The 12,178-nt window shown below is 38.8% G+C and carries 12 protein-coding genes; all 12 read right to left on the reverse strand.

Translation table 11 applies throughout. The annotated features are described in order from the left end of the window. Positions 1-953 precede the first annotated feature (953 nt). On the reverse strand, positions 954-1,940 hold the full coding sequence (rpoS, locus tag OO7_RS13920) for an RNA polymerase sigma factor RpoS (protein WP_008916569.1): 987 nt from the start codon (positions 1,938-1,940) through the stop codon (positions 954-956). Positions 1,941-1,994: 54 nt separating this feature from the next. Next, positions 1,995-3,059, reverse strand: a complete 1,065-nt coding sequence (gene nlpD, locus OO7_RS13925) for a murein hydrolase activator NlpD (protein ID WP_008916570.1) — start codon at positions 3,057-3,059, stop codon at positions 1,995-1,997. Positions 3,060-3,340: 281 nt separating this feature from the next. Then, positions 3,341-3,967: a protein-L-isoaspartate(D-aspartate) O-methyltransferase gene (locus OO7_RS13930; protein ID WP_008916571.1), complete on the reverse strand. Its 627-nt coding sequence runs from the start codon at positions 3,965-3,967 to the stop codon at positions 3,341-3,343. Next, positions 3,964-4,725 (reverse strand): 5'/3'-nucleotidase SurE, encoded by a 762-nt coding sequence (gene surE, locus OO7_RS13935; protein ID WP_008916572.1) that lies wholly within the window; start codon positions 4,723-4,725, stop codon positions 3,964-3,966. Before surE ends, OO7_RS13930 begins: the two co-directional genes overlap by 4 nt. Beyond that, positions 4,703-5,752, reverse strand: coding sequence for a tRNA pseudouridine(13) synthase TruD (gene truD, locus OO7_RS13940; protein ID WP_008916573.1), 1,050 nt, complete (start codon positions 5,750-5,752; stop codon positions 4,703-4,705). The genes surE and truD overlap by 23 nt, the downstream gene beginning before the upstream one ends. Beyond that, a complete protein-coding gene (ispF, locus tag OO7_RS13945; protein WP_008916574.1) occupies positions 5,718-6,230 on the reverse strand; it encodes a 2-C-methyl-D-erythritol 2,4-cyclodiphosphate synthase in 513 nt (170 codons plus the stop codon). Before ispF ends, truD begins: the two co-directional genes overlap by 35 nt. Positions 6,231-6,242: 12 nt before the next feature. Continuing rightward, positions 6,243-6,965 (reverse strand): 2-C-methyl-D-erythritol 4-phosphate cytidylyltransferase, encoded by a 723-nt coding sequence (gene ispD, locus OO7_RS13950; protein ID WP_008916575.1) that lies wholly within the window; start codon positions 6,963-6,965, stop codon positions 6,243-6,245. 62 nt (positions 6,966-7,027) lie between these two features. After that, positions 7,028-7,330: a cell division protein FtsB gene (gene ftsB / locus OO7_RS13955; protein WP_008916576.1), complete on the reverse strand. Its 303-nt coding sequence runs from the start codon at positions 7,328-7,330 to the stop codon at positions 7,028-7,030. 329 nt (positions 7,331-7,659) lie between these two features. Next, the gene (cysC, locus tag OO7_RS13960; RefSeq protein ID WP_008916577.1) at positions 7,660-8,265 is read right to left on the reverse strand and encodes an adenylyl-sulfate kinase; all 606 of its coding nucleotides are present in this window, start codon (positions 8,263-8,265) and stop codon (positions 7,660-7,662) included. A gap of 5 nt (positions 8,266-8,270) precedes the next feature. Beyond that, positions 8,271-9,713 (reverse strand): sulfate adenylyltransferase subunit CysN, encoded by a 1,443-nt coding sequence (gene cysN / locus OO7_RS13965; protein WP_008916578.1) that lies wholly within the window; start codon positions 9,711-9,713, stop codon positions 8,271-8,273. A gap of 11 nt (positions 9,714-9,724) precedes the next feature. After that, positions 9,725-10,633 (reverse strand): sulfate adenylyltransferase subunit CysD, encoded by a 909-nt coding sequence (cysD, locus tag OO7_RS13970; RefSeq protein ID WP_008916579.1) that lies wholly within the window; start codon positions 10,631-10,633, stop codon positions 9,725-9,727. Positions 10,634-10,647: 14 nt separating this feature from the next. Then, positions 10,648-12,060, reverse strand: a complete 1,413-nt coding sequence (gene cysG / locus OO7_RS13975) for a siroheme synthase CysG (protein WP_008916580.1) — start codon at positions 12,058-12,060, stop codon at positions 10,648-10,650. Positions 12,061-12,178 lie beyond the last annotated feature (118 nt).

The following is a 12,178-nucleotide window of genomic DNA, read 5'->3' on the forward strand; positions in this document are numbered from 1 at the left end:
TTGTTGCGTTTACGGGAAACTGGAATTAAATTTATGAATTAGTATTAATTTAAGTTTATTATTCTTTTATTCATACCCAAAAATGATAAAAGCAACATAAATAGCCATTAAAAAAGAGCATCTTATTAGGTAATAAATAATAACAAGTTGTTTTTGATGAGGTTTTAATCGAAGTGTTATCCCCCGAAAGTGTAAAAACACCTTCGAAAGGTGTGTCATGACGCCTTTTGTGAATTTGATTTCTTAGCGATATTAAGTAAACTTATCCACATCGAGAGTGGTGCAACAAATTGATTTATTTTGTTGCATTAAAAATAAAAATAAACAATAAATTCAATGAATTAAAAAACATACATCTCTAATTAATTTGTTACATATCGCTTAAAAAACAAGAGTATTATTAATATTTATCCTTCTTTTTTATATAACCAAAAATATTGAATACCTTTATTCAACGATAAAATTCATTTTTACGATCTTATTGATTATGATCACGCTTAATTTTCGTAAAATAGAATTCAATTACCCCATTTTGCTGGGTATCACTTCATGGTGATTATCTTAATAAGAACAACCATAATAAATCACCCAAAATAAGCGTTAAAATAAAAGGCAAATATTCTATTTTACGTAGGCTGTGCTGAAGAAAAGTTATTGACGATGATGATCAAATTAAATTTTGTTCATAAAAAGTGACAATAATAAAACTGAGAGTAACGTGATATCCTTCAATCTTTACTCATCCGCTATAGAATTCATGTTTATTTCTATTCAATAAATTATTTTTAAATAATTTATTGAATACTTGCTTAACAATATCCTTGAGTACCCAATAAATTTTCAGATTATTTTCACACAAAAAAAGCCCAATAATTGGCTAACCAACTATTGGGCTGTTTATTTAATAACGTTCTTTTTGAACGTTCTATTTTTATCTAAAGCGATAAGATTTTCTAGACATTGAATAATCCTTCAATTGAAAGATCTTCTCCATGTAGAATATCCTTTAATCGACGTAAACCTTCCACTTGAATCTGACGTACCCTTTCACGCGTTAAACCGATTTCCCGCCCAACTTCTTCGAGCGTTTCAGCTTCATAGCCTAAAAGGCCAAATCGGCGTGCAAGTACTTCCCTCTGCTTAGGATTCAACTCAAATAACCACTTAACAATATTCTCTTTTAAGTTATTATCTTGAATTGTATTTTCAGGACTGGATTCACTGTCATCAGATAAAATTTCGAGTAACGATTTTTCTGAATCACCGGCAATTGGCGTATCAACTGATGTAATACGTTCATTTAAACGTAACATCCGACTGACATCCTCTACTGGTTTATCTAATTGCTCAGCAATTTCCTCAGCACTAGGTTCGTGATCCAGCTTTTGTGCAAGCTCACGAGCAGTTCTTAGGTAAATATTGAGTTCTTTAACAATGTGAATTGGCAGACGAATAGTTCGAGTTTGGTTCATGATGGCTCGTTCTATTGTTTGCCTGATCCACCATGTAGCGTACGTCGAAAAACGAAACCCTTTTTCAGGATCAAATTTTTCAACTGCGCGAATTAAACCTAGGTTACCTTCCTCAATAAGATCAAGTAAGGCCAACCCTCGATTATTATAGCGCCGAGATATTTTGACCACTAAGCGAAGGTTACTTTCTATCATGCGCTGACGCGATGCAATATCACCACGCAGCGCCCTTCTTGCATAGAAAATCTCTTCTTCCGCAGTCAGAAGTGGTGAGTACCCAATTTCGCTGAGATAGATTTGAGTTGCATCCAGAACACGGACATTTGTGTTCTGGAGCAAATCCATTTCATCATCTAGTTCAGCAACTAGATCCTCTTCTTTTAACTCATTCTCATCAAAAGCATTATCCAACGTGCTTTCGTCGAGGTCATCGTATAACTCGTTAGTTTTCAGCGAACTTTGGCTCATCAGTGACTCCTACCCTAGATAATGAGGACAGAACGTCATTGCATTCTGCCCAGTTTATCGCTGCGGTAAGTAACGCAACGGGTTTACTGATTTTCCCTTGTAACGAATTTCAAAATGTAACCTAACTGAGCTTATTCCAGTGCTACCCATAGTCGCTATTTTTTGCCCAGCAGCAACATCCTGCTGAGAACGCACAAGTAATGTATCATTATGAGCGTAAGCACTTAGGTAGTCATCGTTATGCTTTATTATTATAAGATTTCCATATCCACGTAATGCATTTCCAGCGTATACCACTTTTCCTGGAGCAGAAGCAATTACAGGTTGGCCACGAGAACCGGCAATATCAACACCTTTATTCCCGCCTTCAGCATCAGAAAAACCTTCAATCATTTTTCCTTCAGCTGGCCAGCGCCATTTTATTGATGAGCTATTTGTACTGCTTGTACTGGTTGTTGCAGGAGCTGTAGATACCACTGTGGTAGCGGTTGCCGTCGAAGTTGTAGGCTTCTTATTATTCGGCAGCATTTTACCTGAATTTGAACCACTATCACTTGCAGGATACGCATTAGTTGTTCGAAGATCAACCTGTTGCTGGTTACTATTTGATGAGTTTGCGACTAATTTCCCGCTTGGCGTCACACTTCCATTATCAAGGTGAATCACTTGACCAACATTTAAGCTATATGGTTCGGATATATTATTTTTAGTCGCTAACTCGCGAAAATCATTACCTGTGATATAAGCTATGTAAAAAAGTGTATCGCCGCGCTGTACTTTATATTCGCTGCCATTGTAGCTTCCTTTTGGAATGCTACCATAGTCACGATTATAGATAATTCTACCTTGGCTATTCGCATTAGCAGAAGCTGACGCATGAGCTGAAGATGCTGAATTTGATGACAAATTAGGGCGAGATGAAGGCATCGCAATACTTGTCGCACCACTGTTTGATGCTGTAGCTTGTGCAGTTTGAGTTGACTGGCTCGTCCGCCCTTCATTTACGCTCGAAATCGGTGCAGCTGTATGATATGGCGTTGAACATCCCGCCAACAATACACTGCTAAATGAAAAGATCACTGCCCATCGAATTTTGTTTATTGGGCTAACAATTTTCATGCATCTTCTCCCGTGAAGAAAAATCTGACGCACCAAATACATTGATGTCAGTAAAACACTAGAGCTACTTTGCTCTATGACTAAAATATTTCACTTATTAAAGCAGAAATATAAAATGGTGAACAAGCCAATTATATCAAAAAGATAACAATTTGAGATTATGACTTAATAGTAAAAGGACATTAAAGCGAATTTTGATGAACAAAATAACCGAGTAAAACGCAATATAATTTAAGTTACTCTATAATCACTCGCGAGATCATTCTAGACAAAAATTGAAATTAAGCGAGTTCACCTGCAATTAATGGAACAAACCTCACTCTCTCAATCACGTTAGAATGGAAATCATTACCTCTTCGTGTAATCAATTTTAAAGACTGTTCTTGGTCACCTACAGGTAAAATCAAACGTCCCCCCTCTTTTAATTGCTGTAACAAGCGCATTGGGATTTCAGTTGGCGCAGCAGTTACAATAATCGCATCAAAAGGACCTTTAGATTGCCAACCTTCCCAGCCGTCACCATGCCGAGTTGAAATATTATGCAAATCTAGCTGTTTAAACCGGCGTTTTGCTGTCCATTGCAAACCTTTAATTCTTTCAACGGAGTAAACATGTTGTGCCAAATGAGCAAGGATTGCAGTTTGATAGCCTGATCCTGTGCCAATTTCAAGAACATGATCTTGGGAAGAAATAGCCAGTAAAGAGGTCATTTTCGCAACAATATAAGGTTGCGAAATAGTTTGCCCGTAACCAATTGGTAATGGAATATTATCATAGGCCTTATGAGATAGCGCTTCATCGACAAAACGTTCCCGAGGAACTTGTGATAAAGCCTCTAATAGATTCTCATCGTGAATTCCCTGTTGGCGTAGTTGTGCCAAAAGTTCTTTCATGAGGCCTGTTTTCATTTCTTCATCACTCCTGATTTATTCAACCACTCTTCAACTATTCCATGTGCTTTATAAGCCGTTAAATCAACTTGCAAAGGCGTTAATGATACATAACCTTGTTGAACAGCTTCAAAATCGCTTCCTGGACCTGCATCGCGAATTTCGCCAACAGGGCCAAGCCAGTACAACATATTTCCTTTAGGATCTTCAAGATTATACACTTCAGAAGCCGCATGACGACTACCACAACGTGTGACTTTGATCCCTTTAATTTCATCATAAGGAATATCAGGTACATTAATATTTAAAATATTGCCTGCACGCAATGGTTTCTTTTGTAATAAGGCTAATATATCGCAAGTGACTTTTGCTGCGGCCTCAAAATGCACATCACCATCTAAAGATACTGCCACTGAAGGCAATCCAAGATGTCGCCCTTCCATTGCAGCCGCAACAGTACCAGAATAAATAACATCATCCCCAAGGTTTGGACCACAATTAATCCCTGAAACAACAATATCGGGCCTAGGTCTAACGACCTTGTTCACACCAATGTACACACAATCAGTCGGTGTTCCTTCTTGTACTGAAAGATCACCATTATCAAGTGTTTGAATTCTAAGAGGTCTATCCAATGTTAATGAGTTTGATGCACCACTACGATTACGATCAGGTGCAATAACTTGCACATCATAATATTGACGCAAAGCCATAGATAAAGCTTGAATGCCCGGAGCAGTTACGCCATCGTCATTACTCAATAAAATCTTTAGCATCAACATTATCCTGATTAATAATTTCTCTCACAACACTCGTTGCAAAACTTCCTGAACGGAGGAAAAATTGTAAATGTAATGTTGTTTTATCAATCCAACGCCATTGAAAATCTTGCGGTTTTATAATAATGGCTCTTCTCGCTGATGAAACTCTTTCGCTTTTCATCAAATCTAAAAAAGCAGAATAATTTTCTAGATTACTCGTTTCGAATGCGAGTGCATCATCTTGAGTACCTAAATCACCATCACCAGGTAGTGGCGCCGTAATACTTAATTCTGATGATAAAACGCGCTGTTGTGAATCGGCTAACTCTTCCTGCGTCGCAACAAACCAACTTCCTCGGCCAGTCAGTTGTAATGCATCGCCTAATAGAACTTGCTGAGTCATTTGTTGAGCTATACGTTCACTAACAATATGGTTGAACATAGCACTTCTTGCTGCTGAAAGATAAAAACTACGTTTATTGCGCTCACGCACTTGGATCTCTTTCTTTGCCCAGCGTAATGCTTGAACTAAATTCTGTCCATCGCGACCAAATCGTTGTTCCCCAAAATAATTAGGCACGCCTTGTTCAGCAATTTTATGCAAGCGCGGTTCTACATCTTCAGGCTGAGAAATATCGCGAATGGTAAGCTCAAACTGATTTCCTTTTAATGAGCCGATACGTAATTTTCTTTTTTGACGGGTAATTGCGAGAACTCGACAGCCTTCAAGCTGAAAGAGTGAAAAATTAGGCGTTTCTTTACCCGGCATCTGCAAGCAAAACCATTGTTCAGTTACCGCTTGGCGATCTTTTAATCCCGCATAACTGACTGCTCGAGCAGAAATTTTGGCAAATTTAGCTAATTGCTCAGCAACAAACTGAGTATTACAACCCGTTTTTTCAATGCGAACCATCACATGTTCGCCTTCACCATCAAGCTCGAAACCTAAATCTTCTTTGACGATAAAATCTTCAGGATAGGTTTTTAGTTTACCCGCAGACAGTGGCTTACCATGCTGGTACTGTGCATTCATGACTTTCATTACCATTATCTTTAACAAGTAAAACAACCGCTGCGCAAGCTATGCCTTCTTTACGACCCACAAAACCAAGCTGTTCTGTTGTCGTTGCTTTTGCATTAATTGCATCCATGTGACATTCAAGGTCTTCGGCGATATTGACGCGCATTTGAGGAATATGAGGTAGCATTTTAGGTACTTGCGCCATTATTGTGATGTCAAGATTACCAATTCGATAGCCTTTTTTACGCACTTGGCAATAAGCTTCTCTTAATAACACTCGGCTATCAGCGCCTTTATAAGCAGGGTCGGTATCTGGGAATAATTTACCAATATCCCCAAGCGCTGCTGCACCTAAAATGGCATCTGTCACCGCATGTAACACGACATCACCATCAGAATGGGCAAGTAGTCCTTGTTCGTATGGAATTGGCACGCCACCAATAATAATAGGTCCTTCTCCACCAAATTTATGTACATCAAAACCGTGTCCGATTCTCATTATTTATTCCTTTTATTTCATGCGAGAAAGATAAAATTCCGCCAGCGCTAAATCTTCTGGTCGAGTGACTTTTAAATTATCTGAACGACCTGAAACAAGCACAGGTTTATAACCACAATATTCAAGAGCTGACGCCTCATCAGTAATCACAGCATGCTCTTTTAAGGCTTTAATTAAACAATTGCGCAGCAGTTGTAGTGGAAAAAATTGAGGTGTTAATGCATGCCATAAAGCTTCTCGCTCAACAGTGTGATCTATAAGATCTGTTGTTCGGGCGCTACGTTTCATCGTATCTCTAACTGGAGCCGCGAGGATCCCACCACAGCAATCTTTCTGTGTTAGCTCAATAATTCTATTTAAATCATCTTGATGTAAGCAAGGACGCGCAGCATCATGCACTAAAACCCATTGATTGGCTGAACGAATATTTTGAGATAAAAAATTCAATCCAGCTAACACGGAATCAGCTCTTTCTTTTCCACCATTCACGGTAATAACTCGGTTATTCTTTGCAACATCAAGTTGAGAAAAATAGTCATCTTCAGGACTTAAAGCGACAACAATTTGCGCAACATGCGTATTAAGCAACAAAGTATCAATGGTGTGTTCAATAATGGTTTTTCCTGCAACTTCTAAATACTGCTTTGGACAATCAGCATTCATACGAGTGCCAATGCCTGCTGCGGGAATGATTGCGACAATTTGAGGGTTAACCTCAAGGGCTGAACTATTCATTATAATATGGATCTTACATTGGAATTAGTAGGTCAGTTGATGAAGTAGATAGAGAAAGCACCCTATTTTATATTCGCCGTGTTTTGATTGTTATTATCTTTAACCATTCTATAAAATGATTCACCAGGTTTAATCATCCCAAGCTCAGTTCGTGCGCGTTCTTCAACTGCATCTTGCCCATCATTTAGATCATTAATTTCAGCAAATAACTGTTCATTACGCATTTTTAAGCGCTCATTAACAATTTCTTGCGCAGCGACATCATCTTTGACTTGGACATAGTCATGAATGCCATTTTTACCTAGCCATAAAGAGTATTGTGTCCAAGCTAATATCGCGATTAGCAAAAGTGTTAATTTACCCATTCTGCCCCCTGAAATGATTTGCTAATCATCCCATAACTCCGCTCTTGAAGCTACTATGATACGAGTAATGTCATAAAAGTAAGATTAAAATAATCATTAACTGATTGCTTTATATACTCATTTATATCGTAGTTTAAATAATAACGCTCCTTTCATTCCTCATCATCATACAAATCATATTTATAACATGAGAAAATATAAGGTAAACATTATAAGGAAAAGTAAACATAAGTAGAATTGATTAATGAGGATGGATTAAAAAGTTTAAATGATGAATATAAATGAAATTAAACGCAGTCTATTACCACAGTTGATAATAGACTGGCATGTTAAACAGTAAAAATTCCTTTAGTATTGAGTAGGTCAATGATTTGCTCTACCGTATAAGGAATAGTTTGTCGTCCGTCAGTAGAGAACTCTGGCTTTAATGGTGCTTCATAAGGTGAGTCAATTCCCGTAAATTGCTTAATTTTGCCTTCCCTTGCTTGCCGATATAACCCTTTAGGATCACGCTGCTCACAAATTTCTACCGGTGTTGCCACATACAATTCAAAAAATTGCGCTGGCTGAAATAAATCACGAACTTTTTGTCTATCTTCGCGATAAGGCGAGATAAATGCGGTGATAACAACTAACCCTGCATCAACCATTAATTTAGCGACTTCCCCAATACGACGAATATTTTCTTGTCGATCAGCATCACTGAAACCAAGATCACCACATAAACCATGGCGGACATTATCACCATCAAGTAAATATGTTTTGATATTCTTGGCCGCTAGAGTTTGCTCTACAGCTCCCGCTAATGTTGATTTACCTGAACCAGAAAGCCCCGTAAACCACAATACCGCACCTTTGTGACCATTGCTTTTTTCGCGAGATTGCCGAGTCACCGGATGTTCATGCCAAACAATATTTGTATCAATATCATTCATAAAATCTATTTCCCACCAAGCAGATCACGCGCACCCCAATGTGGAAAATGGCGTCTAACCAGTTTATTTAGCTCGATTTCAAATTCGCTGAATTGCTCATTATGAATAGAAGCTTGGTGTTGAACTTCTCGCACTAATCCTGCCCCAACAGTCACATTGGTAATTCTATCAATAAAAATCATACCGCCTGTTTCAGCATTAATTTGGTACTTATCGAGTAATAACGGTTCTTCAAACGAAAATTCTACCAATCCAATGCCATTAAGCGGTAATTCCGTTGCAACTTTTTGGGTTAAATTATTCACATCAACTTGATATTGAATATTTTCAACTTTTGCACGACTTCTTTTTCCCGCTATTTTGATATCTAATTGTTGCCCTTGTACAAGCGGTTGTTCAGACATCCAAACAACATCAACTAAAGCCTGCTGCACACTTTGTAATGTCTCTTCTTGAGTGACAATAAGATCGCCACGGCTAATATCAATTTCATCTTCAAGCACGAGTGTTATGGCTTCACCAGGTACGGCAAATTGTAATGAGCCATCAAAAGTCACAATATCTTTAATTTTAGATGATCGACCTGATGGTAAAACTTTAATTGACTGGCCAACGCGCACAATTCCAGAAGACAGCGTGCCGCTAAAGCCGCGAAAATCAAGGTTGGGTCTATTCACATATTGCACGGGAAAACGCAGTGCTTGTTCAGATGCATTTTGTGCAACTTGAACATTTTCCAAAATTTGTAATAGCGTTTCACCTTGATACCAAGGCATATTTTCGCTTTCATTAACGATGTTATCGCCATCTAAAGCTGAAATAGGAACAAACCATACATTGAGATCAACGGGGAGTTCAGTGGCAAATTGCTGATAATTTTGTTTGATCTCATCAAAAATAGCTTCGCTATAATTAACCAAATCCATTTTATTCACAGCAACAATTAAATGGCGGATCCCCAGTAATGTACTGATAAAGCTGTGGCGTCGAGTTTGTTCTTGAACACCTTTACGTGCATCAATCAATAATATAGAAAGTGAGCAAGTGGATGCGCCTGTTGCCATATTTCTTGTATATTGCTCATGCCCCGGCGTGTCAGCAATAATAAATTTTCGTTTTTGAGTAGAAAAATAGCGATAAGCAACATCAATAGTAATGCCTTGCTCACGCTCAGCGGCAAGTCCATCAACCAACAATGCCAGATCTAATTTTTCGCCTTGAGTACCGATCCTTTTACTATCATTTTGAAGTGTCGAAAGCTGATCTTCATAGATCTGCCTTGTATCATGTAACAACCGACCAATCAGCGTACTTTTCCCATCATCAACACTTCCGCAGGTCAAAAAACGTAATAAACTCTTTTCCTGTTGAGCTAGCAAATAACTTTCAACACCACCTTGGCGCTTAATTTGATCTGCAATCGTTTCATTAAATGCTAAATTTGCCATTACGTTTCCCCTTAAAAATATCCCTGACGTTTCTTTTGCTCCATAGAAGCTGATTGGTCGCTATCAATTAATCGGCCTTGTCGCTCACTAGTCGTTGAGATCAACATTTCTTCAATAATTTCTGGCAATGTTTCTGCTTGAGAATCAACGGCTCCGGTTAATGGCCAGCAACCTAGCGTTCTAAAGCGGACTTTGCGTTTGGCAATAACTTCACCTGGTTGTAAATCAATGCGATCATCATCCACCATCAGTAATGTTCCCTCTCGGGCAACCACGGGACGCTCTTTAGCAAAATAGAGTGGAACAATCTCGATATTTTCTAAATAGATATATTGCCAGATATCAAGTTCTGTCCAGTTGGATAACGGAAAGACGCGAATACTTTCCCCTTTATTAATTTGGCCATTATAGTTATGCCATAATTCAGGGCGTTGATTTTTAGGATCCCAACGATGAGAACGATCACGAAAAGAATAAATTCGCTCTTTTGCACGTGATTTTTCTTCATCACGCCTTGCACCACCGAAAGCAGCATCAAAACCATATTTATCTAATGCCTGCTTTAAGCCCTCTGTTTTCATCACATCAGTGTGTTTAGCACTGCCGTGGATAAAAGGATTAATGCCTAATTCTTCCCCTTGCGGGTTACGGTAAACCAACAAATCAAAATCATATTTTTTTGCAGTTTGGTCACGAAATTCATACATTTCGCGAAATTTCCATCCAGTATCAACGTGTAATAAAGGAAAAGGTAATTTACCGGGATAAAAAGCCTTTCTTGCCAAATGCAGCATAACGGATGAATCTTTGCCTATTGAATAGAGCATGACCGGATTAGCAAATTCAGCAACAACTTCGCGTAAAATATGAATACTTTCAGCTTCAAGTTGTTGTAAGTGAGTTAAACGTTTTTCATTCATGATGGCCTCCTCTCTTAAGCCAGTTCTAACACGGCTGAACGCCATCTATCTTCAACGGTTTGTTGACCAAACCATGCTAATTCTTGGTGCAATGCGGTAACCTCTCCAATGACCAATAATGCTGGAGTTGGCGCGGCTTGAGCCAACCTTTCTAATTCACATAAAGTGCCACATACAACCTGTTGTTCTTGACGTGTCCCACAGCCAATGACGGCGACAGGCGTTTCTGGTGATCGCCCAAAGTAAATTAAACGTTCGCTTATCTTGGCTGCTTTCACGGTTCCCATATAGATAGCTAACGTTTGCTGGCCTTTTGCTAATGCTGCCCAATCAAGCTCTGAGCCTTCATTTTTACAATGCCCCGTAATAAACGTGACACTTTGAGAATATTCGCGGTGCGTTAACGGAATACCCGCATAGGCAGTAGCACCTATCGCAGCGGTAATGCCAGGGACAACTTGAAACGGAATGCCCGCTTTTGCCGCAACTTGTAATTCTTCTCCCCCACGGCCAAAAACAAATGGATCGCCACCTTTAAGTCGAACGACTTTTTTTCCTTGCAGAGCCAGTTTAACAATCAAAGCATTTGTCTCGTCTTGAGTGACAGAATGGTTATTTGCGCGTTTTCCAACGCATATTTTATCGGCATCACGTCTAACAAGGTCTAAAACTTCATCACTAACAAGGTTGTCATATAAGACAACATCTGCATTTTGCAAAACTTGTAAGCCTTTTAAGGTCAACAGACCCGCATCTCCGGGGCCTGCTCCCACAAGAATTAATTCACCATGATTATCTTTCTCGGATAATTGTTGTTCTAATTGTTGCTCCGCTTCAACTAATTGCCCTTTTTCAACAAATGAGGCAAAACGGCCGTTAAAGCTGCGCTCCCAGAATCGTTTTCTTTCACGCATATTTGTTATTGAATTTTTGACTCGTTCTCTCCAATTACCGGCTATTTCTGCCATTTTACCCAGTGAATTTGGTAACATAGCTTCAAGTTTTTCACGTAATAAACGGGCAAGTACAGGAGCTGTTCCACCAGAAGAGATAGCCACAATGATAGGATTACGATCAATAATAGAAGGAACAATAAATGAACAGAGTGGCTTATCATCAACGACATTGACAAACGTTTGCTGAGCTTGCGCATCATGAAAAACTTTCTCATTCAATGCCGGATCATCTGTTGCCGCAATAATGAGATACGCTTTTTCCAAATAACGCGTTTGATAATGGTCTTCTATCCAAACTATTTGACCTTGTTGATGAAGGTTGAATAATACCGGACACAATTTTGGCGCAATGATGACAAGATTAGCCTGAGCACGTAATAATAGTTCGGCCTTACGTGTGGCTACCTCGCCGCCGCCCACGAGGACAACCTTACGAGATTGTAGATCAACAAATAACGGTAAATATTCCATATTGCTCTTCCGGTGTTATAACTTTTTATCATTTACTTTTAAATTTGACTATATGGCGTGCATGTTTGGTTATGAAATGCTAAAAAGTCATTAGATGTAACTCAAAAGAATAAGTAAA

This window comes from Providencia sneebia DSM 19967, assembly GCF_000314895.2.
GTDB classification, from domain to species: domain Bacteria; phylum Pseudomonadota; class Gammaproteobacteria; order Enterobacterales; family Enterobacteriaceae; genus Providencia; species Providencia sneebia.